The following is a 25,287-nucleotide window of genomic DNA, read 5'->3' as shown; positions in this document are numbered from 1 at the left end:
AATGCCGGCGCCAGGGCGCCGGGAACATTCTTCTGGAGAGGGAAGCCTAGAAGGCGAGGCGCCGCAGGGAAGGGCGGACGGAATCCAGGACTTTCAAATCAGGCAGTAAGATAGGGGAGGAGTGCGGGCCGTGTCCCTGCTCGAGAACATGCGGATCTTCGTGCGGGTCGTCGATCTCGGAAGCCTGTCGGCGGCCGGGCGGCAGGTGCGCATGTCGCCCGCCGTGGTCAGCCATCGGATGCAGCAGCTCGAGCAGCATCTCGGCGTCCGGCTTCTCAACCGCACGACGCGGCAGGTGCAGCCGACCGAGCACGGGCAGATCTTCTATCGCCATTGCCTCGAAGTGGTCGAGGCCGTGGAGCGGGCGGAGACGAGCGTGGCGACGGCGAGCGGCGTGCCCTCCGGCAGCCTGCGCGTCACCGCGCCGCTCGGCTTCGGGCGCCGGGTGCTCGCGCCTCTCGTGCCGAAGTTCCACGAGCTCCACCCGCGTGTCGACCTGCGGCTGCGCCTGTCCGACCACCTGCTCGACCTGCTCGGCGAGGCGGTGGACGTGGCGATCCGCATGGCGGTGCTGCGTGACTCGAGCTTCGTCGTGCGCAAGATCGCCGACTGCCGGCGCGTGCTCTGTGCCGCGCCCGCCTACCTCGAGGCGCGGGGCACGCCGCAGAAGCCCGAGGATCTCCTCGACCACAACTGCCTGCTGCTGCGCTTTCCCGGCTCGCAGCAATATCAGTGGACGCTCAACACGCCCGACGGGCCCGTGAAGCTGCCGGTATCCGGCATCTTCGACGCCGATGACGGCGACGTCCTGACGCAATGGGCGCTCGACGGCCAGGGCATCGTGCTCAAGCCCGTGTGGGAGATCGCGGAGCACTTGCGCGGCGGGGCGTTGAAGGTCGTCCTGCGCGAGTTCGAGCCGGAGCCGGTGGTGCTCGCCGTGCTCTACCCGCATCGCAGCTTCCTGCCGGCGAAAGTGCGTGCCTTCTCCGATTTCCTCGTCGAGCACACGCGCCCGATCGTCAACGTGCAGGACGTGCCCTGATCGCTCGCACAAGGAGTGTGGCCGCCCGCTCGACCTCGCGCTCGGTCGTGAACCGGCCGAGGCCGATGCGCAGGCTGCCGTGCGCCTCCTCCGGTGCGAGACCCATCGCCGCCAGCACGTGCGAAGGCCCGCCCCGGCCTTCCCAGCAGGCCGCCCCGGTCGAGATCGCGAGGTCGGGCAGGCCGAGGACGAGGTCGGCGGCATCGAGCCCGGGCAGGCTCACGTGCAGGCAGCCGGGCAGGGCGTCCTTGCCCGGATCGTTGCGGCGCAGGCCGTCGATCGCGCCGGCGAGGAGATGAAAGAGGCGGTCGCGCAGCGCCGCAACGCGTGCGGCGTCGGCGGCACGCCGCTCTCGCGCCGTGCGGCAGGCGGCGCCGAGGCCGACGCAGAGCGCCGTGGGCAGGGTGCCGGGGCGGCGCCCGTGCTGCTGGCCGCCGCCGTGGAGGAGCGGCGTGAGGGGCAGGCCCTCGCGCAGGAAGAGGGCGCCGATGCCAGGCGGGCCGTAGAGCTTGTGGCCGGAGAGGCTGAGCAGGGCGATATCGAGCACCCGCACGTCGAGGACGGCCGTGGCGAGATACTGGACCGCATCGACGTGCAGGAGCGCGCCGTTGCGCTGGCACAGGGCGGCGATGTCGCCGAGCGGCTGGACGGAACCGACCTCGTTGTTCGCCGCCATCACCGAGACGAGAGCGGGGCCCGCGGCAAGCACATGCGCCAACCGGTCGGCATCGACAATGCCGCGGCGGTCGACGGGCAGGAGCGCGGTGTCGTGGCCGCGCCGCCGCAACTCCGGCAGGCAGGCGAGCACGCTCCTGTGCTCGACGGCCGAGACGGCGACGGGCCAGCCCCCGGGCGTGGCGCCGAGGAGGGCGAGGTTGTTCGCCTCCGTCGCGCCGGAGGTGAAGACGATCTCCCCCGGCCGCGCGCCGATCAGCGCCGCGACTTCCGCTCTCGCCCCCTCGATCGCCTCGGCCGCGCGCCAGCCCGCCCGATGGGCGGCGTGCGGGTTGCCCGCGGTCGCTGCGGACAGCCACGGCAGCATCGCGTCGAGCACAGCCGGATCAAGCGGCGTCGAGGCGAGGTGGTCGAGGTAGATGGGTGGCTCGACGGTCGTCATGCGGCCTCGCGGCCGCCGTTCCGCGCGCCGGAACGGCGGCATGAGACGGTCCGCCTCAGCTCTGCACGCCCTCGACGAACCAGTCCATCTTGAGGAGGTCGGCGTCGCCGATGCGCTGGCCGTCGGCGAGGCGCAGACTACCCTTCTGATCCTTGATCGGCCCGGTGAAGGGGTGGAGCGCCCCGCTCGTGATGTCCGCCTTCACCTTGTCGGCGGCAGCACGAACGTTTTCGGGCAGGGCGGGATTGTAGGGGGCGAGCTTCACCATTCCCTCCTTCAGCCCCCACCAGACGTCGCCCGACTGCCAGGAGCCGTCGAGTGCCTGCTTCACCCGCTCCAGATAGTAGGGGGCCCAATCGTTGACGAGGGCCGTGAGATGAGCCTTCGGAGCGAAGCGGGCCATGTCGGAGGCCTGGCCGAAGGCATAGGCGCCGCGGCTTTCCGCCACCTGCATGGTGGCAGGGCTGTCGACGTGTTGCACGAGGACGTCGGCGCCGCCGTCCATGAGGGCCTTTGCCGCGTCCGCCTCCTTGCCCGGGTCGTACCAGGTGTTGAGCCAGATGACCTTCACCTTCATGTCCGGCCGCACCTTGCGGGCGGCGAGCGTGAAGGCGTTGATGCCCATCACGACCTCCGGGATCGGGAAGGAGGCGACGTAGCCCGCGACGCCTGTCTTCGACATCAGGCCGGCGATGGTGCCGATGACGGCGCGGCCCTCGTAGAAGCGGGCGTTGTAGATCGCGACGTTGGAGGCCTTCTGATAGCCGGTGGCGTGCTCGAACTTCACCTTCGGGAACTGCTTCGCGACCCGGATCGTCGGATTCATGAAGCCGAAGGAGGTCGCGAACACGAGGTCGTTGCCGGCGGTGGCGAGCTGGCGGATGACGCGCTCCGAATCCGGCCCCTCGGCGACGTTTTCGACATAGGTGACCTTCACCCTGTCGGCGAATTTCACCTCGACGGCCTTGCGCCCCTGGTCGTGGGAATAGCTGTAGCCGTGATCGCCGATGGGACCGACGTAGACGTAGGCCACCTTGAGCGGGCCCTCGGCCCGTGCGCCGCGCGGCAGCGCGAGCGTGGCGGCGGTGGCGGTGGAGCCGGCGAGCAGGGTTCTGCGCGAGATGTGAAAGGTCATTGTTCGTTCCTCCCTGGTTTCTGTCCCCGGTCGAGACCCCTGTGTCAGACCGAGGGACGGAAAGGCTTGCCGAGCGAGGCCGGCGCATTGAGGCGTCCGCGCCACTTGCCGGCCGAGATGACGGTCAGCACCGCGACCGTCGCGAGATAGGGCGCCATGCTGAACACCTGCGGGGGCAGGCCGATGCCGTTGGCGCCCTGGACGTGCAGCTCGAGGATGGTCACTCCGCCGAAGAGGTAGGCGCCGGCGAGCACACGCCACGGCCGCCAGGCGCCGAAGACGACAAGCGCGAGCGCGATCCAGCCACGCCCGGCCGTCATGCCCTCCATCCACATCGGCGTGTAGGAGAGGGAGAGGAAGGCGCCGCCGAGGCCCGCCATGGCGCCGCCGAAGAGGCAGGCGAGGTAGCGCACCGCGATCACCGGATGCCCGATGGAATGGGCCGATTCCGCCGATTCCCCGACCGCGCGGAGCACGAGTCCCGCGTGGCTGTGCTTGAGGAACCAGGCGACGGCGATGGTGAGGGCGACCGACAGATAGACGAGCGCGTCATGGCCGAAGAGGAGCGGGCCGACCACGGCCAAATCGCTCAGGCCGGGCAGGTGGAGCTTCGGCAGCGGCGCGACGGGCGTGCCGACGTAGCTTGCACCCATCAGGGCGCTGAGGCCGATGCCGAAGATGGTGAGCGCCAGACCCGTCGCGACCTGGTTCGCCATAAGGGTCAGCGTCAGCACCGCGAAGACGAGCGCCGTCGCGGCGCCGGCGAGCGCCGCGGCGGGGATGCCGAGGCTCGCGTGGCCGCTTGCGATCGTCACGGCGAAGCCGGTGACCGCGCCGATGAGCATCATGCCCTCGACGCCGAGATTGAGCACGCCGGCACGCTCGACGACGAGCTCGCCGGTGGCCGCGAGGAGAAGGGGCGTCGCCGCGGCGACGACGGTGGCGATGACGAGGACGAACGTGTCGATCATGACGCGGTCACCAGCTTGCGCTCCGCCGCGAGGAGGCGGACGCGGTAGCGGACGAGGAAGTCGGAGGCGAGGAGGTAAAAGAGCAGCATGCCCTGGAACACGCCGGTGGCCGCCTGCGGCAGGCTGGCGGTGACCTGCGCGTTCTCGCCGCCGATGTAGGACAGCGCCATGACGAGCGCGGCCACGACGATGCCGAGCGGGTGGAGCCGCCCGAGGAAGGCGACGATGATCGCCGTGAAGCCGTAGCCGGGGGTGAGCTTCGGGATGAGCTGGCCGATGGGGCCCGCCGCCTCGAAGGTGCCTGCGAGACCGGCGAGGGCGCCGCCGAGCAGCATGGTGAGCCAGACGGTCCTCTTGCCGCTGAAGCCGGCAAAACGCGCCGCCGCCGGCGCCTGGCCCACGACCTCGATCTGGAAGCCGACGACGGTGCGGCTCAGGAGGAGCCAGGCTGCGACCGCAACGCCGAGCGCGACGAGGGCGCCGAGGTGGAGCCGCGTGCCCTCGACCAGGATGGGCAGGATGGCGCTCTCGCTGAAGAGCTTCGTCTGCGGGAAGTTGAATCCGTCCGGGTCCTTCCACGGGCCGAAGACGAGGACGCTGAGCACGAGGTTCGCGACATAGGTCAGCATCAGGCTCGTCAGGATCTCGTTGACGTCGAAGCGCGTCTTGAGGAAGGCCGGGATGGCGGCATAGGCGAGCCCGCCGAGCATGCCGGCGACGCACATCGCGGGCAGGATCCACAGGCCCTCCTGCCCCCAGAACGCAAGCGCCACCCAGCCCGCCGCGATGGCGCCGATGGTGAGCTGCCCCTCAGCGCCGATGTTCCACACATTGGCCCGGAAGCCGATGGCGAGACCCACCCCGATGAGGACGAGGGGAGCCGCCTTGACGCCGAGTTCGGCAAGCCCGTTCAACGTGAGCAGGGGCGAGACGAGGAACTGGTAGAGCGTCTCGCCCGGCGCGAGGCCGAGGGCGAGGAAGAGAAGCCAGCCGCTCGCCACGGTAAGCAGCATGGCGATCGCCGGCGTGGCGCAGGTGAACGGGCGCGACACCTCCGGCCGCGGCTCGATCCTAAGCAACATTCTGGATGCTCCCCTGTTGCGCGGTCGTTTCCACGGGCGCGCCGTGCGCGCCGCCCATCAGCAGGCCGATCTCCTCGATGGTAGCGTCGGTCGTCTCCAGTGCCCGCGACAGGCGGCCCTCATTCATGACGGCGAGGCGGTCGGTGATGGCGAGCAGTTCCTCTAGGTCCTGCGAGATCACGACGATGGCCGCGCCGTTCTGCGCGAGGTTGAATAGGGCCTGATGGATGGTGGCGGCGGCACCGGCGTCGACGCCCCAGGTGGGCTGGGCGACGACGAGGATGTCGGGCGTCTGCAGCACCTCGCGGCCGACGACGTATTTCTGAAGGTTGCCGCCGGAGAGGCTGCGCGCCGCGGCCTCCGCCCCGCGCGCCTTGACGCCGAACTCGCGAATGACGCGCTCCGCGAAGCCGTGCGCCGCCTGACGGCGGATGATGCCGCCGCGCGCGAGGCCGGTGCGGTTGCGGGCGGAGAGCAGGGCATTCGCCGCAAGGCTCATGTCCGGCACAGCGGCATGGCCGTTGCGCTCCTCGGGCACGCCGCACAGGCCGACGAGCCGGCGCCGTTCGGCATTGAGATGGCCGACCGACCGGCCGTCGATGCGCACCGCCTTGCCCGGCCAGATCTGGCGCTCTCCGCCGAGCGCCTGCGTCAGCTCGTTCTGGCCGTTGCCGGCGACCCCGGCGATGCCGAAGATCTCGCCGGCCCCCACCTCGAAGCTCACGCCCTTGAGCGCCACGCCGAATGGGCCGTCCGCCGGGAGGTTCAGATCGTCAATGGTGAGCCGCGGCTCGGCGCGGGGCTTGCTCTTGCGGCGGGCGAGCGACTTCAGCTCGGCGCCGATCATCATCTGCGCCATGCTGCGCGCCGTCTCGACGGCCGGGTCGCAGCTTCCGACGACACGGCCTCCGCGCAGGATGGTGGCGCGCGAGCACAGCGCCTTGATCTCCTGCAGCTTGTGGCTGATGTAGAGGATCGAGCAGCCTTCGCGCGCGAGCCGGCGCAGCGTCTCGAACAGGCGGTCTGCCTCCTGCGGGGTCAGTACGGAGGTGGGTTCGTCCATGATGAGGAGCTTCGGGCTCTGCAGCAGGCAGCGGACGATCTCCACCCGCTGGCGCTCGCCGACGGAGAGCGCATGCACCTCGCGGTGCGGGTCGAGCGGCAGGCCGTAGGCGCGCGAGACCTCGGCGATGCGCCCGGCGAGCGCCTTGCGGTCGGTGCCGCGCTCCATGCCGAGCGCGATGTTCTCGACGACGGTCAGCGCCTCGAACAGCGAGAAATGCTGGAATACCATGCCGATGCCGAGACGGCGGGCCTCCTGCGGGTTGGCCGGGTGCACGACCTGTCCGTCCCACAGGATCTCACCCTCGTCCGGTTGCAGGAGGCCGTAGATCCCCTTGACCAGGGTCGACTTGCCGGCTCCGTTCTCGCCGAGAAGGGCGTGAATCTCCCCCGGCGCCACGGCGAAGCTCACCGCGTCGTTGGCCGTGAGGCTGCCGAACCTCTTCGTTATGCCGCGCAGCTCGAGGCGGGCAGCGCCGGCTCCCTTGTGCTGGACCATGGTTCCTCCCGGGACGATCGTGTCTCCGCGGGCGCGGGCACGTTTTCTTCTTGGGTGTCGGATCTCGACGAGGCGGCGAGGGCGACGAGCAGCTCCCGCGCCGTCATGGCGGCGATGACGGCCGGCCGCTTGTCGCGGCCGAGCCCCGTGCCGATGGGGCACACGAAGCGGGTGAGCAGCCGCGCGTCGTTGCCGCGCGCCCGGAACCAGCGTTGGAAGCGCTCCCGCTTCGTGGCGGAGCCGATCATGCCGACATAGGCCGCATCAGCGCGCCGCAGCGCGGCTTCCGCGACCTCGAAATCGAGCGCATGGCTGTGGGTCAGGACGACGAAGGCGGCGCCGGCCGGTGCCTCGGCGACGACGTCGCCGAGGCTCGCCGTGACGCGGATCTCGACCCCGTCCCACCGCTCCTGTGCGAATTCCTCCGGGCGCGGGTCCGCCCAGACGATGCCGAAGGGCAGGGGCGCGAGCGCCCGTACCAGGGCCTTGCCGACATGGCCCGCGCCGAAGACATGGATGCGGGCGAGTGTTGCGGCAGCAGCCGCCTCCTCGTCTTCGAGGCGGGCGAGGGTAGGCATGCCGGCGCGCTCGAAATCGAGCGCCACGCGGCCGCCGCAGCATTGCCCGAGGGCGGGTCCGAGCGGCAGGTCGAGGCGGGCGCGGGCCTCGCCGGCCGCGATGAGGGCGCGCGCTCTGGCGAGCGCCTCCCACTCCAGACGGCCGCCGCCGATGGTGCCGGCCGTGCCGCACGCCGTGACGAGCATGCGCGCGCCGGCCTCGCGCGGCGTCGAACCGTGCGCCTCGACGACCGTGACGAGCACGGTCGGCTCGCCCGCGGCGAGACGATGGCGGAGCGCCGGCGCGAGCGCGGTCACGAGGCAGCACTCCCCCTGCCGGCGCGATCGCGCAGGTCCTCGATCGCGGCGAGCACCTTCTCGGGCGTCGCCGGCGGGTCGAGGCGCGGGCAGAGCCTGTAATCGGCGACGCTCGCCACGGCGTCCGACAGGGCGTGCAACACGGACACGCCCAGCATGAAGGGCGGCTCGCCCACGGCCTTGGAGCGGTAGATCGTCTCCTCGCGGTTGGGGGTGTCGTAGAGGCGCACGTCGAAGATGCGCGGCCGGTCGCTGCAGGCCGGGATCTTGTAGGTCGAGGGGGCATGCGTGCGCAGGCGGCCCTCGGCATCCCACCACAGCTCCTCGGTGGTCAGCCAGCCCATGCCCTGCACGAAGGCGCCCTCGATCTGGCCCCGATCGATGGCCGGGTTCAGGGAGCGCCCGCAGTCATGCAGGATATCGGTACGCTCGACGCGGTATTCGCCGGTGAGGAGGTCGACCACTACTTCGCTTGCCGCCGCGCCGTAGGCGAAATAGTAGAAGGGATGGCCGCGACCGGCGGCGCGGTCCCAGTGGATCTTGGGCGTCTTGTAGAAGCCCGTCGAGGAGAGCGAGACGCGCGCCGTGTAGGCGGCGCGGACGAGCTCGGGGAAGGGGATCTCCTGCCCGCCGATCGCGACGCGATTGCGCAGGAAGCGCACGGCCTCCGGCGCCACCCGCCAGTGCTCGGCTGCGAAAGCGACGAGCCGTTCCTTGATGGTGCGCGCGGCGGCTCTTGCCGCCATGCCGTTGAGGTCCGCGCCGGAGGAGGCGGCGGTCGGCGAGGTGTTCGGCACCTTGCCCGTGGTCGTCGCGGTGATGTGGACGCGGGAGAGGTCGACCTTGAACTCCTCGGCCACCACCTGGGCGACCTTGGTGTAGAGCCCCTGGCCCATCTCGGTGCCGCCGTGGTTGAGATGGATGGAGCCGTCCTTGTAGATGTGGACGAGGGCTCCCGCCTGGTTCGCCTCGGTCTTGGTGAAGGAGATGCCGAATTTCACCGGCGTCAGCGCGAGGCCCCGCCGCTGCCAGCGCCGCCGCGCGTTCCACGCCCGGATCTCGGCGCGGCGCGCGTGATAGTCGCTGTCGCTCGCAAGCCTGGCGACGAGGTCGTGGATGACGTTGTCCGTCACCGTCTGATGGTAGGGCGTGACGTTGCGGTCGGCGGTTCCGTAAAAGTTCAGGCGGCGGATCTCGAGCGGGTCCTTGCCCAGCGCGAACGCGATCTCCTCGATCATGCGCTCGGCCGCCACCACGCCCTGCGGCCCGCCGAAGCCGCGGAAGGCCGTGTTCGACACGGTGTTCGTCTTCAGCGGCTCCGAGCGCATGTGCACCGCGGGGTAGAAGTAGCAGTTGTCCCCGTGGAAGAGGGCGCGGTCGGTGACCGGGCCCGACAGGTCGGCGGCATAGCCACAGCGCGCCGCAAAGGTGAAATCGACGCCGGCAATGCGGCCCTCGTCGTCGAAGCCGATGTCGTACTCGACCTCGAAATCGTGCCGCTTGCCCGTGATGCGCATATCGTCGTCGCGGTCGGGGCGCAGCTTTGCCGCGCGCCCGGTCTTCCTCGCGACGAGCGCCGCCACGGCGGCGAAGAAATTCGCCTGCGTCTCCTTGCCGCCGAAGCCGCCGCCCATGCGCCGCACCTCGACGGTCACCGCCCCCGAGGGCAGGTCGAGGACATGGGCGACGACGTGCTGCACCTCGCTCGGGTGTTGCGTGGAGGAGTAGACGGTCACCTCGCCGTCCTCGCCCGGGATGGCGAGTGCGATCTGGCCTTCGAGATAGAAGTGCTCCTGCCCGCCGATGCTCATGCGGCCGGTGATGCGCCGCGGCGCCGCGGCGATGGCAGTGGCCGCGTCCCCCCGCGCGAGCCGCATCGGGGTGACGACGAGCTCGCCCTTGTGGCGGGCGCCGGCGATGTCGAGGACGGCCGGCAGCTCCTCGTAATCGACCACGGCGAGCCCGGCGGCGCGGCGCGCCTCGTCCCGCGTCGTCGCGGCGACGGCGAAGATCGGCTGGCCGGCGAACTCAACGAGGTTGGTCGCGAACATCGGCTCGTCGCCGCGGCCGTCGCAGCCGACGTCGTTGTGGCCAGGGATGTCCGCCGCCGTGAAGACGCGCACGACGCCCGGGGCTGCCTGCACGGCCGTGAGATCCATCGCCCGGATGCGGGCGTGCGCCTTCGAGGCGAGCCCGAGATAGACGTGCAGCAGGCCGGCAGGCTCCGGCATGTCGTCGATGTAGACGGCCTCGCCGCTGACGTGCTTGTGGGCGCTGTCGTGCCTGCGATCATGATGCACGGCGCCTTCGATGCGCTCGGCCTGGCGGAGGCTTTCGGCCGGGGTGAGCTCAAGCATGGGCAAGGCTCCTGTCGCCGACGAGGCGCGTCTCGGCGGACGGCTCGGTCGTCTCCACGTAGAGCTTCATGAGAAGGTTGGCTGCGACGCGCTGGCGATAGCCGGCGCTCGCGCGCCAGTCGGTGAGGGGCGTGAAGTCCCGGGCGAGCGCGGCCATGGCGGCGTGCACGCTCGCCTCGGTCCAGGGCTGGCCGAGAAGGGCCTTCTCGGCCTCGCTCGCGCGTTTGGGCGTGCCCGCCATGCCGCCATAGGCGAGGCGGACGTCGGCGACCCGGCCATTCTCGACCCGCAGGCGGAACGCCCCGCAGACGGCGGAGATGTCCTGATCGAAACGTTTGGAGATCTTGTAGGCGCGGAAGCGATCCGCAGGGTTCGGCTTCGGCACGATGATGCGCTCGACGAATTCGCCGGGCCTGCGGTCCTGCCTGCCGTAGGCGATGAAGAAGTCCTCGAGCGGCAGTGTCCGCCGCTCGTCGCCGCGGCGCAGCACGAGCCGTGCTCCGGCGGCGATCAGGGCCGGCGGCCCGTCGCCGATGGGCGAGCCGTTGGCGATGTTGCCGCCGACCGTGCCCATGTTGCGCACCTGCTCGGCGCCGATGCGGCGCACGAGCTCGCCCACGTCGGGGTAGAGGCGGGCGAGGGGCGCCGCCGCATCGGCATAGGTGACCGCGGCGCCGATGGACAGGGCCTCGCCCGTGTCGACGATCGTGCGCAGGTCACGGACGCGACCTGTGTAGATCACCGTCGGCAGGACGCGCTGATGCTTCGTGACCCACAGCCCGACGTCCGTCGCGCCGGCCACGATGCAGGCGTCGGGGTGCTCCAGACAGAGCGCGGCGAGGGCGTCCGCCGAGGCAGGCGCGAAGAAGCGCCGTCCATCCCTGCCGACGGCGACAGTCGCCTCGTCGGCAAGGGCGGCGAGCCGTCGCGCCACCTCGTTCCGTCGCACCGAGAAGCGGTCGTCGGCCGGAGCGCCGAGCTCGTACATGCGCTCGGCCGCGGCGGCGATGGGCGCATAGCCCGTGCAGCGGCAGAGGTTGCCGGCGAGCGCGTCGTCGATGCGCTCGGGCGTCGGGCGCTCCTCGTTCTGATAGAGCGCGAAGAGCGACATGACGAAGCCCGGCGTGCAGAAGCCGCATTGCGAGCCGTGGCGGTCGACCAGCGCCTGCTGCACCGGGTGGAGACGGCCATCCTCTGCCTTGAGATGTTCGACGGTGAGGAGCTGGCAGCCGTCGAGTGTCGGCAGGAAGCGGATGCAGGCGTTGACCGCCTCGTGGCGCAGCCTGCCGCCGTCCAGCCGCCCGACGACCACCGTGCAGGCGCCGCAGTCGCCCTCGGCGCAGCCCTCCTTGGTGCCGACGCGGCGCTCGACGGTGCGGAGCCAGTCGAGCACAGTCATCGTCGGGTCGACGTCGCGGATTTCGCGCAATTCGTCGCCGAGGAGGAACCTCACGTGGTCGCGCATCGGTCCGGGCATCGGTGTCTCCTGCCGGGTCTGGCGGGCCGAAAGGCTCAGCTGCCGCGGTAGGTGGAGTAGGCGAAGGGCGAGACGAGCAGCGGCACGTGATAGTGCTGCCCGGGCTCCGCGATGCCGAACTGCAACCTCACCTCGTCGAGGAACGGTGGATCGGGCAGCGCGACCCTGCAGGCGCGGAAATAGGCTGCGACCTCGAAGACGAGCTCATAGCGGCCAGGCCGCATGGTCTCCCCGGCCATGAGCGGTGCGTCGCAGCGGCCGTCGGCGTTGGTGCGGGCACTCGCGATCCGCTCTCGTGCGCCGTCGTCGCCGAGGCGATAGAGGGCCACCGCCATGTCGGCGCCGGGGCGGCCGTGCGTCGTGTCCAGAACGTGCGTCGTCAGGCGGCCCGCAGGCCGCGTCGGGCTCTCAGCCATCGATCCTCCCGCCCGACCGGTTGTCGGGTCCTCGCCTCGGGGCCCCGGTCTTGCTGCCGGCTCGCCTCCGGGCGGTCACATCACGAGAACCATGCTTTCGCGAGACCCCGGCGGGCTCAATGACCCCCTCGCGGAAACACTTTCAAAACAATTCCAAAGGCGGAACGCCCCCGGCCCGCTATCGTGACCGGCACAAACGCCGTGCGTCACGCCGCGGCGCATTGCAGGCGGGAGATTCCGCGAGCAGTCTTCCGCGAGGCTCGATCAGCAGGGAGCAGAGGGTGGTGGGGGACTATCCGCGCGATCTCATAGGCTACGGGGCCCATCCGCCGAAGGCCGACTGGCCGGACGGGGCGCGGCTCGCTCTGCAGTGCGTGCTCAACTACGAGGAGGGCGGCGAGAACTGCGTGCTGCACGGCGACGCAGCATCCGAGGCCTTCCTGTCCGAGATCGTCGCCGCCCAGCCGCTGACCGGCGTGCGCCACATCTCCATGGAATCGCTCTACGACTACGGCGCCCGCGTCGGCGTCTGGCGCCTCCTGAAGCTCTTCGAGCGCAAGAAGATCCCGCTGACCGTCTTCGCCGTCGCCATGGCGGCCGAGCGCAATCCGGCGGTCATCCGTGCCATGGTCGACGCCGGCCACGAGATCGCGAGTCACGGCTATCGCTGGATCAACTACCAGTACGTGGGCGAGGAGACCGAGCGCGAGCACATGCGCAAGGCGCTCGAGATCCTGGAACAGGTCAGCGGGCAGCGTCCGCTCGGCTGGTATACGGGCCGCACCAGCCCCAACACGCGCCGTCTCGTCATCGAGAACGGCGGTTTCCTCTACGACGCTGACGCCTACGACGACGACCTGCCGTACTGGGACAGGAGCGGGGCGAAGCCGCAGCTGGTGGTGCCCTACACGCTCGACGTCAACGACATGCGTTTCGCGACGCCTCAGGGGTTCAATTCCGGCGACCAGTTCTTCGCCTATCTCAAGGACACGTTCGACGCCCTCTATGCCGAAGGGGCGGAGACGCCGCGCATGATGTCGGTCGGGCTGCACTGCCGGCTCGTCGGCCGGCCGGGGCGCATCGCTGCCCTCGAGCGTTTCCTCGACCATGCCAAGCGGCACGAGGGCGTCTGGTTCTGCCGGCGCATCGACATCGCGCGCCACTGGCACGAGCGCCACCCCTGCAAGGAGGCTGCCCGATGAGTGCCGCGAGCGTTCCCGCGTCGGCCGCCGGCACGCCCGTCCCTTCCGCCATGGCCCGCGAGGCCTTCGTGGCCCGCTTCGGAGGCATCTTCGAACATTCGCCGTGGATCGCCGAGCGCGCCTGGGATGCGGGGATCACGCCCGCCCAGGACACGGCCGAGGGGCTGCACGCCGCCATGTGCGCAGTCCTGCGTGCCGCGGGGACCGAGCGGCAGCTCGGCGTGCTCTGCGCCCATCCGGACCTCGCCGGGCGTCTCGCGGTCGCGGGCAGGCTCACCGCAGAATCCACCGCCGAGCAGGCGAGCGCCGGGCTCGATCGCTGCACGCCGGAGGAATTCGCCCGCCTGCAGAAACTGAACGCCGCCTATACCGAGTGCTTCGGCTTTCCCTTCATCATGGCGGTGAAGGGCCGGACGCGTGCCGAGATCCTCGCCGCCTTCGAGACGCGCCTGCGCAACTCGAGGGAGGAGGAATTCGCGACCGCCCTCGCGCAGGTGGAACGCATTGCCCTCCTGCGGCTCAAGGACGTGCTGCCATGACGCTCGACGTCGCCGATATCGTCAGCGAGGCTCGGCCGCTCGCACTCGGGGTCGCGCTGATGGCCCGCCTCGATACCTTCGCGGCCTTTTCGGAGGAGGAGGGGGCGCTGACGCGCACCTACCTGTCGCCGGCTCACAAGGCCGCGTCAGAAGAGCTCGCGCGCTGGATGCGCGACGCCGGTATGGCCACGCGGATGGATGCGGCGGGCACTGTCATCGGCCGCTACGAGGGTGCGCGGGACGGGCTTCCGGCGGTGCTCGTGGGCTCGCACATCGATACGGTGCGCAACGCCGGCCGGTACGACGGCAATTTCGGCGTACTTGCCGGTGTCGCTGCCGTCGAGGAATTGCACCGGCGCAGCGAGCGCCTGCCCTTCGCGGTCGAGGTCGTGGCCTTCGGCGACGAGGAGGGTGTGCGCTTTCCAGTGACGCTCACCGGAAGCCGGGCGCTCGCGGGCGTGCTCGACCGGGCCGCTCTCGACGCGCGGGATGCCGACGGCGTGCGGCTTGCCGACGCGCTTGCGGCCTTCGGCTGCGCGCCTGAGCGGATCAGCGAAGCGCGGCGCGATTCCCGTGACGTCCTCGCCTATGTCGAGCTGCACATCGAGCAGGGACCGGTGCTGGAAGCGGAGGGGCTGCCCGTCGGCGTCGTCACGGCGATCAACGGTGCCTCGCGCTTTGCCGTCAGCGTCCGTGGCACCGCCGGCCATGCCGGCACCGTTCCCATGGAGCTGCGGCGCGACGCGCTCGCCGCTGCGGCGGCCATGGTCCTGGCGGTGGAGCGCTGCGGCAGGGCACGGCCCGAGGTCGTCGCAACCGTCGGGCGCCTGGAGGCGCGGCCGGGAGCCGTCAATGTCATTCCCGGCGAGGTGCATTTCTCCATCGACGTGCGCGCCCCGCGCGATTCCGATCGTGCAGCCGCGATCGACGAGATCGTCAGGAATCTGGAGGGCATCGCTCGCGAGCGGGGGGTGGGCGTCTCTCTCGAACGAGTGCACGACGCGGCTGCGACGACCTGCGCCCCCTGGCTCGTGAAGCAATTCGAGGCCGCCGTCAGCCGGACGGGAGTGCAGCCGTGGCGTCTGCCGAGCGGTGCAGGCCACGACGCCATGGCGGTGGCGGCGCTCGCTCCCGTCGGCATGCTCTTCGTGCGCTGCCGCGGCGGCATCAGCCACAATCCCGCGGAGGCCGTGACCGTCGAGGATGCGGACGTTGCGGTGCGCGTGCTCATCGAATTTCTGCGCAGCTTCGCGGCCGAGCGGAAGTGATGCCTCGGGCCCACGGGCCGCCCGGTTATGCGGTATCCTGCCGGTCTGCCGGCGCATGTCCGGTGGACCACGGATGGAGAGGAGATGTCCATGTCGCGCCAGATCCGGCTTTCCGGCCTCGCTCTCGCCAGCCTTACGCTCGCCGGCTTCTCCCTCGCCGCGTTGACCGCGACCGCCGTCCGGGCCGAGGGGGATGCGGCGGCGGGCGAAAAGGTGTTCCTCAAGTGTCGCGCCTGCCATCAGGTCGGCGAGACGGCGAAGAACGCAGTCGGGCCGAAGCTCAACGGTCTCTTCGGCCGCAAGGCTGGCACCATCGAGGGCTTTTCCTACTCGGACGCCAACAAGAATTCCGGCATCACCTGGGACGAGGCGACCTTCCGGGAATACATCAAGGACCCGAAGGCGAAGATTCCGGGCACCAAGATGGTCTTCGTCGGCCTCAAGGTCGACAGGGAGATCGACGACGTCATCGCCTATCTCAAGCAGTTCGGCCCCGACGGCAAGAAGGTGCAGTGACCCGGCGCCGGCGCGGCTCGCGCATTCCGTCCCCCTTGGGCCGCCTGCGACAGCCTCCGGCGCGGCAAGGGCTCTCTTCCGCGCGAACCTCCACCGGTCTCCCGGAGGCAGTGAGCGGTCTTTCGGGAGCCAAAGACCAGTCCGGTTGAGAAGGATGAGGCGCGGCACCCGCCGCGTCTCCCGGGTCGAGTCCGTCGAAGCCGGATCCGGGGCTCCTCGCTGCGCGAGGCGCCGGGATGACCGTTGAAGTTCCCCGCACGAACCTCATCTCCTCGTCCCGACAGCCACGTAGGCGGCTGTCCGGGAACGGGGCATGCTGCGCTTCATCCCCAGGAGGCCGGCCGACACGCGCTGACTGCCCGCGCTCCCGCCCCGGGGGGCCTCGCGGTATAGTTTGATCGCAAACCATCTTGTCACCATCCTCGCGGCGTGCCAGCTTCACCTGCAAGAAAAACAGATCACTGTGCGCATTTCGCACAACCGCGGGAGTGAAGCGCATGACGTCGCGTCGCGGCGGGGAGCCGCATTCGCCGCGCATGGCTGCCGATGTCGAGGAGCCGGCGGGGGAGGCGGTCCGCCTTGGTCCGCTTGCCGACTACATCGGCTATCACCTGCGTCTCGCGCAGGAAGCCTCGTTCCGCGCCTTCGCCCAGCGCGTCGGCGACGAGGATCTGAAGCCCCAGCGCTTCGCCATGCTGACGCTGATCCGCGAGAACCCGGGGCTCACCCAGGCCGCTCTCGGCCGCGCCAGCGGCCGCGACAAGTCCACGGTGACGCCGGCGCTCGACGATCTGGAGCGGCGCGGCCTCATCACCCGTGAGCGGACCGCAAGAGACCGGCGCAGCTACGCCGTGCGGCTCACGCCCGAGGGCGAGGCCGTGCTTGCCGAGCTCACCCGCCACGCCGCGGCGCACGATCGCGCGCTCGACGAGATTGTCGGGCGTGAGAACAAGGCTGAATTCCTCAACCTCCTGAGACGGATCGCGGCGGCGCTCGGCTGAGCCCGCCGGCACGGCGACGAGAACGGGACGGAACCATGTACACGACGAGCACGGCCATGCTCGAGGCGCTGCAGGAAGCCGGTGTCGACTACATCTTTGCAAATCTCGGCAGCGACCACCCGGCGCTCGTCGAGGCCATCGCCGAGGCGCGGGCCGTCGGCCGCGCGGTACCGCGCTTGATCACCTGCCCGAACGAAATGGTGGCCATGAGCGCCGCTCACGGATTTGCGCAGGTGACGGGGCGCGCCCAGGCTGTCGTCGTCCACGTCGAATGCGGCACGCAGGCGCTCGCCGGCGCCGTGCACAATGCCGCCAAGGGCCGCATCCCGATCTTCGTCTTCGCCGGCGCATCTCCCTACACTCAGGAAGGCGAGCTGAAGGGCAGCCGCAACGAGTTCATCCAGTGGATCCAGGACGTGCACGACCAGCGCGGCATCGTGCGCGGCTACATGCGCTACGACAACGAGATCCGCACGGGCGCCAATGTCAAGCAGCTCGTGCACCGCGCCATGCAGTTCGCCCATTCCGACCCGAAGGGGCCTGTCTATCTCATGGGTGCGCGCGAGGTGATGGAGCAGGCGGTCGAGCCGGTGGCCATCGACCCCGCGCATTGGCGGCCGATTGCCCCCGCGGCGCTGCCGCCCGACGGCGTCGAGGCGCTGGCCGAGGCGCTGACGACGGCCAGGACGCCGCTCGTCGTCACCTCGTTCCTCGGCCGCAACCCGGCCGCCGTGGAGGAGCTGACGCGGCTCTGCCGCCGGCTCGGCATCGGCGTGCTCGAATCCGTGCCGAACTACGTCAACTTCCCGCAGGACGACCTCCTCTACCAGGGCAACCAGTGGAACGACCCGCGCCAGAACCCGGTGCTCGCCGAGGCCGACGTCGTCCTCGTCATCGACAGCGACGTGCCGTGGATCCCGCAGGTCAGCCGGCCGCGCGCCGACGCCCGGATCTTCCACATCGACGTCGATCCGCTGAAGAGCCAGATGCCGCTCTGGTACATTCCCGCCCTGCGCAGCTTCCGGGCCGATGCCCATACGGCACTGAGGCAGCTCAACGAGCAGCTCGCGGACGCGACCGTCGGGCCCGACCTCGTCGAGGCGCGCCGCAGCCACTACCAGCGTTTCCACGAGGCGCGGCGAGATGAACTGACGCGCAGGGAACAGCCGGACGGCGACGTGCTGACACCGGAATATGTGACCGCCTGCATCCGGGCCCGTGTCGACGAACATACCCTCGTCTTCAACGAGGGCATCTCCAACTACCACACCATCATCAACCATCTGAGGCCGACGCGGCCCGGATCGATGTTCACGAGCGGCGGCGGCTCGCTCGGCTGGAACGGGGGGGCCGCGCTCGGCGGCAAGCTCGCCGCGCCCGACCGGACGGTGATGGCGCTGACCGGTGACGGCTCGTACATGTTCTCGGTGCCGTCCTCCGTGCACTGGATGGCGCGCCGGTACGGCACGCCGTTCCTCACCGTCGTCTACAACAACCGCGGCTGGAAATCGCCGAAGCTCTCGACGCTCGCCGTCCATCCGGACGGCCACGCAAGCCGCGCCGACGATATCGGCGTGAGCTTCGACCCGCCGCCGGACTACGCCGGAATCGCCGCCGCGGCGGGCGGTGCCTATACCGCAGTCGTCCGACGGCCGGACGAGGTCGAGGCGGCGCTCGACCGCGCCCTTCATGCCGTGCGGGTCGAGAAGCGCTGCGCCGTTCTCGACATGTGGCTGCCGCACCTGTGACGGCCGTCCCGCCACGCTCCCCGTCCCGACCATCTCACAAGGAGGAAGGCATGCTCGACATCGGGCTTCTCATCGCCGACCAGGACGTCGCCGCGACCGGCGGCGTGACCTTCGAGCGGCGCGATCCGCTCACTGGCCACGTGGCCACGCGGGCGGCGGCTGCCACCGTCGCCGATGCGGTCGCGGCCGCGGATGCGGCGGCTGCGGCCTTCCCGGCCTGGTCCGCGCTCGGGCCGAACGCGCGCCGCACGGTCCTCCTGCGCGCCGCCGAGCTGATGGACGCCCGCACGCAGGACTTCGTCGCGCTGATGACACGCGAGACCGGGGCGACCGCCGGCTGGGCGGGCTTCAACGTCCATCTCGCCGCCAACATGCTGCGCGAGGCGGCGGCGATGACGACGCAGATCGCCGGCGAAGTCATCCCCTCCGACAAGCCCGGCTGCCTTGCCATGGCTGTGCGCCAGCCGGTCGGCGTCGTTCTCGGCATCGCACCGTGGAACGCGCCCGTCATCCTCGGCGTGCGCGCCGTGGCGACGCCGCTCGCCTGCGGCAACACCGTCGTGCTCAAGGCTTCCGAGGTCTGCCCGGCGACGCACCGCCTCATCGGCGAGATCCTGCGCGATGCGGGTTTGCCGGCCGGCGCGGTCAACGTCGTCACGAACGCACCGGCGGATGCCGGGCCGGTGGTCGAGGCGCTGATCGCCCATCCGGCGGTGCGGCGCATCAACTTCACCGGCTCGACGCGCGTCGGCCGCATCATCGCCGAAACCGCTGCGCGCCACTTGAAGCCCGTCCTGCTCGAACTCGGCGGCAAGGCGCCGCTTCTCGTCCTCGACGACGCGGATCTCGACGAGGCGGTGAAGGCTGCCGCCTTCGGCGCCTTCATGAACCAGGGCCAGATCTGCATGTCGACCGAGCGCCTCGTGGTCGACGCGACCGTCGCCGACGCCTTCGTCGCCAAGCTCGCCGCGAAGGCGGCATCGCTGCCGGCGGGCGACCCGCGTTCGGGCGACGTCGTCCTCGGCTCCGTGGTGGGGCGCGAGGCGGTGGAGCGCGTCGAGGCGCTGATCGCGGATGCGGTCGCCAAGGGAGCGCGCGTGGTGGCCGGCGGCACGAGCCGGGGCACGGTCATGCCCGCGACCGTCGTCGACCATGTAACGCGTGAGATGCGCATCTACGGGGAGGAATCCTTCGGTCCGGTCGTCTGCGTCGTGCGCGTGAAAAGCGACGAGGAAGCGATCCGGGTCGCCAACGATACCGAATACGGCCTGTCATCCGCCGTCTTCAGCCGCAACATCGCGCGCGCGCTTGCCGTGGCGAAACGCATCGAGAGCGGCATCTGCCACATCAACGGCCCTACCGTGCACGACGAGGCGCAGATGCCCTTCGGCGGCACCAAGGCGTCCGGCTACGGCCGCTTCGGCGGCAAGGCCGGCATCGCCGAGTTCACCCATCTGCGCTGGATCACCATCGAGACGCAGCCGGGGCGATATCCGTTCTGAAACTGTCCGCCCGCGCTGCAGGCGGAAGGAGGGCGGAGGTGGAGAACCGTTCCGCCCGCAGGACACCGGACAACGACCGGCCGCCGTCAAGGCCGGCATGCTTGCGAGGAGAGGAAACCATGGCCATCGACCGTCGTCAGTTCCTGAGTTCCGCCGCCGGCGCCGTCGCGGCTCCCGCTGTCCTGCGTGCAAGCCCGGCGCGGGCAGCCGACGTGGTGCTGAAGCTGCACCACTTCCTGCCGGCCACCTCCAACGCCCACCAGAATTTCCTGCTGCCGTGGAGCAAGAAGATCGAGGCGGAATCCGGCGGCAGGCTGAAGATCCAGATCTTTCCGTCGATGCAGCTCGGCGGCACGCCGCCGCAACTCTTCGACCAGGCGCGCGACGGCGTCGTCGACCTCATCTGGACCCTGCCGGGCAACACGCCCGGCCGCTTCCCGAAGATCGAGGTGATCGAGCTGCCCTTCATCGGGGCGCAGCGCGGCATCGTGAATTCGCGCGCCATCCAGGAATTCTCGGAGAAGCATCTCAAGGACGAGCTGCACGAGGTGCACCCGATCTGCGTCTGGGCGAACGACCGCAACGTCTTCCATGCCCGCAAGGAGATCCGCACCATGGAGGATCTCAAGGGCCTGAAGATCCGCTTTCCGGCGCGGCTCGCCGGCGAGGCGCTGAAGACACTCGGCGCCAACGCCATCGGCATGCCGATCCCGCAGGTGCCGGAGTCCCTGGCTCAGGGCGTGCTAGACGGCTGCCTCGTGCCCTGGGAGGTGGTGCCGGCCCTCAAGATCCACGAGCTCGTCAAGTTCCACACGGAGATTCCGGGCTCGCCGACGCTCTACACGTCGACGCATCTGCTCGCGATGAACAAGGCAAGATTTGCGAGCCTGCCGGCGGAGCTGAAGGACGTGCTCGACAGGAATTCCGGCCAGCTGGCCGCCAGCATGGCCGGGCGCGCCTGGGACGACATGGTGCCGCAGGCGATGGCGCTCGTGCAGCGGCGCAGCAATTCTGTCTACACGCTGCCGGCCTCGGAGCTGGAGCGCTGGAAGGCGGCGACGCGGCCGGTGACGGATGCCTGGCTTGCGCAGATGAAGGACAAGGGCACTGACGGCGGCAAGCTCGTCGAGGAGATGCAGGCGCTCGTCGCCAAATACGACAAGGCCTGAGCGTGTAACGGAATGATGCGGCCGGCCCCCTCGCGCGGAGGGCCGGCCGCCGTTGCGGCGATGATCCCGAACGGGGGGAGGCTCGCTGCCGTCGAGCCGACGTTCAGCGCTGGGCGCGGGGACCGAGGACGATGAGGTCCCACTGGCGCTTGTTGGCGGCGTTCTGCATCTTGATGAAGGTGTATCCGGTGTCGGCCCATGGGGCGATCCGGTTGGTCAGGTTGTCGAGCACGTGGTCGCCAGCCTGGGTCCGCAGCACCAGGACGACGTGCGATTCGTTCGTATCCTTGACGACGACGGCGAGCGACAGGAGCCGGGCAGGGATGCCGCGCTCCTGCAGAAGCTTCATCTTCAGCATGGCGATGTCTTCGCAGTCGCCGGTGCCGTTCTCGGGCAGGCTCCATTGCTCGCCGACCCCGACGTTGTCGATGTCGTTGACCTGGCGGATCGCGGCGTTGACCTCGACATTCACCGCCTTGGCCGCCGCGAGGAGCTGGGCGTCGTTGAGGGGCGCGAGGGAGCGGACCACCGCCTGGGCGTTCGAGCACAGCCACCTGTAAGCCGCGCAGGCCGGCCCGAAGCCGACAGGCGCGCTCGCTGGCCGGATCGCATTCAGGAAGGGGGGCGATGTCTCCATGGCGCGTACTGATCCCGAACTGCCGAGAACAGTGGGGGCTGCCGCGAGGAGAAGCGCTGCGAGATGGGCGGGTTTCAAGGCAGCAGCCTCTCTCGATCGACGGCAGGGAACGCGCGAGTTGTCGAGGGGGCATGCTCCGGCAAAGAGATTGACGGGACCTTAATGGCCCAGGTTGGGCCTCGTTGTCCGGGCGATAACGATATAGGTATCATAGTATTCACATGGACAAAATTGGTCTGCGTTCGCGACAGATCTTTCTAGGGCGGAATATGTTGTTTTTTTGATTTGTCTATTATTTGAATATAAGCATTCATGATCGATTGTTGTTTCTGTATGGTTTTTGACCATATGGGCTATGCGCTTATATTTCGATTATATTGTTTTATCTTGTTGTGGAGAGTGGCTCTGTGTTCCGTTGGGTCGGTGCAGTATTCGGTACGGGGTGGGGATGTCGGGTGCGGTCGCTTGCCGCGTGTTCCCTTGCGTCGCGGTCGGCGCCGCGTCGGGTTTCACTTGCTTTCACCTGGCAGTTCATCCACTCCGGGCCGGCACTGGTGCGTGATGGCGGCGAGGCGCTCGCGCTTCTCGTCGTCCAGCCGGTCGCGCAGCACGTCGGCCCAAAGGCCGCTCGTCTTCAGGTCGCGCGTGACGCAAGAGCAATAACGGCCACACGTCTGCTGCGGCCAGCCGCTCGCGACGCAGCTCGCTTCGCAACTGCGCAGGAAGGGAGCCGTCTCTGCCGCTTCGTTCGGTCCGAGAGCCGCGGCGACCAGGAAGAGCGTGCCGAGGAGAACCGGCTGGTGAAGGAGATAGACGACGAGCGTGTGCCGGCCCGCGAAGGCGATGAACCGCCCGGGCCTTGCGGTTGGCCGCCAGAGGAAGGCGCGGGTCTCGACGGCATGTTGAAGGAGCAGACGAGCCACGACGATGCCGAAGAGCACGGCTCCGAACCAGGGGAAGATGGGAACGTAATCGTTGGTGCGCGGCGCATAGGTCATCAGCCCGAGCCATTGCAGGGCAGGCGTGTCGAAGACCGGGGCGGCAAGCAGGGAGGGAGCCGCAAGGGCGCCGAGCGCAGCCGTGGCGGTAACGGTGAGCGGCAGACGCAGGAAGGGGAGGGCGAGAACGCTCGACAGGGCGATGCAATGCAGGATGCCGAAGAAGATGTAACTGTCGGGAAAGGTGAGGCGCGTGGCCAGCGTGATGCCGGCGGCCGCGAGCGCAACAGTGCCGAGGCGACGCAGGAAGGGGCGCCAGCGGATGCCCCGCCGGTGGGCGAGCACGAGGCTCGCACCCACCAGCGCCAGGAAGGAGGCGGCCGTGGCGCGTGCGAGGAGCCGCCAGAACGGCTCCGAGACGATGTTGGTCTCGATCAGACGCAGGAAGGAAAGATCCCACGCGAAATGGTAGACGACCATCGCAAGGAGCGCGACGCCGCGAGCCACGTCGACGATCGCATAGCGCGGTGTCGGTGCGGCGTCAGCGGGCGGAGCGTTCAGGGGTGCCGAGGAGGTCACGGCCATGATGCAGGCGGAGCGGGCGAGGGATGTCGCCGTCACGGTCTACCACAACCCGGCCTGTGGCACGTCGCGCAAAGTGCTCGCACGCATCCAGGCCGCCGGCATCGAGCCGATGGTCGTCGAATATTTGAAGACGCCGACGCGCGTGACGCTCCTCGAGCTGCAACAGCGCACGGGGCTGCCGATGCGGGGGCTCCTGCGCGAGAAGGGCACACCCTGTCACGAGCTGGGGCTCGACGCTCCGGACGCGACGGACGACGACCTGATCGAGGCCGTGCTCGCCCATCCCATCCTGCTCAACCGCCCCATCGTCGTGACGCCCTGGGGTGCGGCGCTGTGCCGTCCGCCGGAGGAACGCGATCGCATCCTGCCCCTGCCGCGATCGGATGCGGCGGGCTGATGGACGTCTCCGACCTGACCCGGGGGCCGACATGCCCGCGAGGGCTCCGGCGCCGGCGCCTGTTGCATGCCGACAGCAGACCAGTGCTCCGGGCGCGCGAAGCGTGCGTCACGCAGTTGCCTCGGGGCGGAGGCGGGAGCGAAGATGCCGGCAGATTCATCCGGATGGGCGCCGCCGCCGCATTATCCGTTCGCTGGGCGACGGTGACGCGGCGAGGCGGGCCTCGAGGTGAGAGGGGGGCACGCGCAATGGACATGCAGATCGAGTACCCGCAGTTGCTGCCAGAGCGCACACCCGTTCCCGTCTTCGATCTCGTCATCTTCGGGGCGACCGGCGATCTCGCCCTGCGCAAGCTCTTTCCGGCACTGGCGCGACGCCTGGCGGAGGGGGTGCTGCCGGCCGGCAGCCGCGTCGTCGGCGTCGTGCGCCGCGTGGGCAGCGAGGACGATCTCGCCCGCCTCGTCGCCGAGCGTCTGAAGGAAGACGGTCTCAGCCAGCGGGAGATCGACGCCTTCCTGCCCATGCTGGTGCCGGTGCGCGTCGACGCCAAGGAGCCGGACAGCTTCAAGGAGCTGGAAAAGGTCCTGTCGGATGGGGAGCGCGTGCGCGCCTTCTATCTGTCGACGCCGCCCGATCTCTTCGTGCCCATCGGCCGCAACCTCGCCCTGCACGGGCTCCTGGAGAACGGCGGACGCCTGATCCTCGAGAAGCCCCTCGGGCACGACCTGCGCTCGGCGCGCGCCATCAACGGCGCGATCGGTGAAGTGCTGCCGGAGGCGCGCACCTATCGCATCGACCACTATCTCGGCAAAGAGACGGTGCAGAACCTCCTCGTGCTGCGCTTCGCCAATACCCTGTTCGAGCGTTCCTGGTCGTCGCGCGACATCGACCACGTGCAGATCACCTGCGCCGAGACCGTGGGGCTCGAGAAGCGCGCCGGCTATTACGACCAGGTGGGCGCGCTGCGCGACATGGTGCAGAACCACGTGCTGCAGCTCCTATGCCTCTTCGCCATCGAGCCGCCGAACACGCTGGACGCCGACGCGGTGCGCGACGAGAAGGTGCGCGTACTGCGCGCGCTGCGCCCGATCGCCGGCTCCGAGGTGCTGACGAAGACCGTGCGCGGCCAGTACGGCGCCGGCTCCGTCGACGGGCGGCCCGTGCCGGGCTACCTGCAGGAACTCGGCCACGAGAGCATGACGGAGACCTTCGCGGCGCTGCGCTGCGAGCTCGACACCTGGCGCTGGGCCGGCGTGCCCATCTACCTGCGCACGGGCAAGCGCATGGCGGAGCGCTGCTCCGAGATCGTGGTGACCTTCAAGCCCGTGCCGCATTCGATCTTCCCGGCGCGCGACAGCCGCACGGCGCTCGAGGCGAACCGGCTCATCATCCGCTTGCAGCCCAACGACGGCCTGCGGCTGCAGATGATGATGAAGGTCCCTGGCAGCGGCCGCCTGAAGCTCGTGCCGCGCACGCTCGACCTCAAATACGAGACGGCCTTCGACATGCGCACGCCGGACGCCTACGAGCGCCTGCTCACCGACGTCATCCGCGGCGACCAGACGCTGTTCATGCGTCGCGACGAGGTGGAGGCGGCGTGGAGCTGGATCGACCCCATCGTCGAAGGCTGGCACGAGTACTACGCCGTGCCGCACCGCTATCAGGCCGGCGGATGGGGCCCGTCCCAGTCCATCGGCATGATCGAGCGTGAAGGCCGTAGCTGGGCGGAGTCGGACGGTGGGCTCTGACCGG

20 protein-coding genes and 1 pseudogene are annotated in these 25,287 nt (G+C 69.7%); 10 read left to right on the top strand and 11 right to left on the bottom strand.

What is annotated here, in order from left to right; genetic code table 11:
• Positions 1-130: 130 nt before the first annotated feature.
• Complete coding sequence (locus tag QNA08_RS02270) at positions 131-1,042, top strand: LysR family transcriptional regulator (protein WP_283739041.1); 912 nt, start codon at positions 131-133, stop codon at positions 1,040-1,042.
• Here the strand turns inward: QNA08_RS02270 and QNA08_RS02265 are convergent.
• From QNA08_RS02265 to uraH, 9 genes are read right to left on the bottom strand one after another with little or no spacing between them, the layout of a single operon-like run.
• Positions 1,020-2,159 carry a cysteine desulfurase family protein gene (locus QNA08_RS02265; RefSeq protein ID WP_283739040.1) on the bottom strand — a complete coding sequence of 380 codons (1,140 nt, stop codon included), beginning with the start codon at positions 2,157-2,159 and terminating at the stop codon, positions 1,020-1,022. The genes QNA08_RS02270 and QNA08_RS02265 overlap by 23 nt on opposite strands.
• Before the next feature lie 55 nt (positions 2,160-2,214).
• Entirely contained in the window at positions 2,215-3,294 is a 1,080-nt protein-coding gene (locus QNA08_RS02260; protein ID WP_283739039.1) for a BMP family ABC transporter substrate-binding protein, read from the bottom strand.
• Positions 3,295-3,338: 44 nt separating this feature from the next.
• On the bottom strand, positions 3,339-4,262 hold the full coding sequence (locus QNA08_RS02255) for an ABC transporter permease (RefSeq protein WP_422679847.1): 924 nt from the start codon (positions 4,260-4,262) through the stop codon (positions 3,339-3,341).
• Complete coding sequence (locus tag QNA08_RS02250) at positions 4,262-5,347, bottom strand: ABC transporter permease (protein WP_283739037.1); 1,086 nt, start codon at positions 5,345-5,347, stop codon at positions 4,262-4,264. Before QNA08_RS02250 ends, QNA08_RS02255 begins: the two co-directional genes overlap by 1 nt.
• Positions 5,337-6,908 (bottom strand): ABC transporter ATP-binding protein, encoded by a 1,572-nt coding sequence (locus tag QNA08_RS02245; RefSeq protein ID WP_283739036.1) that lies wholly within the window; start codon positions 6,906-6,908, stop codon positions 5,337-5,339. Before QNA08_RS02245 ends, QNA08_RS02250 begins: the two co-directional genes overlap by 11 nt.
• Entirely contained in the window at positions 6,857-7,783 is a 927-nt protein-coding gene (gene xdhC / locus QNA08_RS02240) for a xanthine dehydrogenase accessory protein XdhC (RefSeq protein ID WP_283739035.1), read from the bottom strand. Before xdhC ends, QNA08_RS02245 begins: the two co-directional genes overlap by 52 nt.
• Positions 7,780-10,140, bottom strand: a complete 2,361-nt coding sequence (xdhB, locus tag QNA08_RS02235) for a xanthine dehydrogenase molybdopterin binding subunit (protein ID WP_283739034.1) — start codon at positions 10,138-10,140, stop codon at positions 7,780-7,782. The genes xdhC and xdhB overlap by 4 nt, the downstream gene beginning before the upstream one ends.
• On the bottom strand, positions 10,133-11,617 hold the full coding sequence (gene xdhA, locus QNA08_RS02230) for a xanthine dehydrogenase small subunit (protein ID WP_283739033.1): 1,485 nt from the start codon (positions 11,615-11,617) through the stop codon (positions 10,133-10,135). Before xdhA ends, xdhB begins: the two co-directional genes overlap by 8 nt.
• Positions 11,618-11,652: 35 nt before the next feature.
• Positions 11,653-12,033 carry a hydroxyisourate hydrolase gene (gene uraH, locus QNA08_RS02225; protein WP_283739032.1) on the bottom strand — a complete coding sequence of 127 codons (381 nt, stop codon included), beginning with the start codon at positions 12,031-12,033 and terminating at the stop codon, positions 11,653-11,655.
• 284 nt (positions 12,034-12,317) lie between these two features.
• Between uraH and puuE the strand changes: the two are divergent.
• The 7 genes and pseudogenes from puuE to QNA08_RS02190 all read left to right on the top strand — a co-directional run bounded on the left by puuE (position 12,318) and on the right by QNA08_RS02190 (position 20,978).
• Positions 12,318-13,774 (top strand): annotated as a pseudogene (puuE, locus tag QNA08_RS02220) (allantoinase PuuE).
• Complete coding sequence (locus QNA08_RS02215) at positions 13,771-15,042, top strand: allantoate amidohydrolase (protein ID WP_283739031.1); 1,272 nt, start codon at positions 13,771-13,773, stop codon at positions 15,040-15,042. The pseudogene puuE and the gene QNA08_RS02215 overlap by 4 nt, the downstream one beginning before the upstream one ends.
• A gap of 90 nt (positions 15,043-15,132) precedes the next feature.
• A complete protein-coding gene (locus QNA08_RS02210) occupies positions 15,133-15,558 on the top strand; it encodes a c-type cytochrome (RefSeq protein WP_283739030.1) in 426 nt (141 codons plus the stop codon).
• A gap of 497 nt (positions 15,559-16,055) precedes the next feature.
• Positions 16,056-16,559, top strand: a complete 504-nt coding sequence (locus tag QNA08_RS02205; protein WP_283739029.1) for a MarR family winged helix-turn-helix transcriptional regulator — start codon at positions 16,056-16,058, stop codon at positions 16,557-16,559.
• Between the two features lie 35 nt (positions 16,560-16,594).
• Positions 16,595-18,307, top strand: coding sequence for a thiamine pyrophosphate-requiring protein (locus tag QNA08_RS02200; RefSeq protein WP_283739028.1), 1,713 nt, complete (start codon positions 16,595-16,597; stop codon positions 18,305-18,307).
• Positions 18,308-18,357: 50 nt separating this feature from the next.
• Positions 18,358-19,809, top strand: a complete 1,452-nt coding sequence (locus QNA08_RS02195) for an aldehyde dehydrogenase (RefSeq protein WP_283739027.1) — start codon at positions 18,358-18,360, stop codon at positions 19,807-19,809.
• 119 nt (positions 19,810-19,928) lie between these two features.
• Positions 19,929-20,978, top strand: coding sequence for a TRAP transporter substrate-binding protein (locus QNA08_RS02190; RefSeq protein WP_283739026.1), 1,050 nt, complete (start codon positions 19,929-19,931; stop codon positions 20,976-20,978).
• 103 nt (positions 20,979-21,081) lie between these two features.
• Here QNA08_RS02190 and QNA08_RS02185 read toward each other — a convergent pair whose 3' ends face one another.
• Together QNA08_RS02185 and QNA08_RS02180 are read right to left on the bottom strand one after the other, a co-directional pair.
• Positions 21,082-21,693 carry a transglutaminase-like cysteine peptidase gene (locus QNA08_RS02185; protein ID WP_283739025.1) on the bottom strand — a complete coding sequence of 204 codons (612 nt, stop codon included), beginning with the start codon at positions 21,691-21,693 and terminating at the stop codon, positions 21,082-21,084.
• A gap of 431 nt (positions 21,694-22,124) precedes the next feature.
• A complete protein-coding gene (locus QNA08_RS02180; protein ID WP_283739308.1) occupies positions 22,125-23,138 on the bottom strand; it encodes a heparan-alpha-glucosaminide N-acetyltransferase in 1,014 nt (337 codons plus the stop codon).
• Between QNA08_RS02180 and arsC the strand changes: the two genes are divergently transcribed.
• Complete coding sequence (gene arsC, locus QNA08_RS02175) at positions 23,137-23,535, top strand: arsenate reductase (glutaredoxin) (RefSeq protein ID WP_283739024.1); 399 nt, start codon at positions 23,137-23,139, stop codon at positions 23,533-23,535. The genes QNA08_RS02180 and arsC overlap by 2 nt on opposite strands.
• Positions 23,536-23,789: 254 nt before the next feature.
• The gene (gene zwf, locus QNA08_RS02170) at positions 23,790-25,283 is read left to right on the top strand and encodes a glucose-6-phosphate dehydrogenase (RefSeq protein ID WP_283739307.1); all 1,494 of its coding nucleotides are present in this window, start codon (positions 23,790-23,792) and stop codon (positions 25,281-25,283) included.
• Positions 25,284-25,287: the final 4 nt, after the last annotated feature.

Source organism: Chelatococcus albus (genome assembly GCF_030067675.1).
GTDB classification, from domain to species: Bacteria; Pseudomonadota; Alphaproteobacteria; order Rhizobiales; family Beijerinckiaceae; genus Chelatococcus_A; species Chelatococcus_A albus.
Note: the sequence above shows the minus strand (reverse complement) of the source record. Positions and strands in the feature narration are given on the sequence as shown.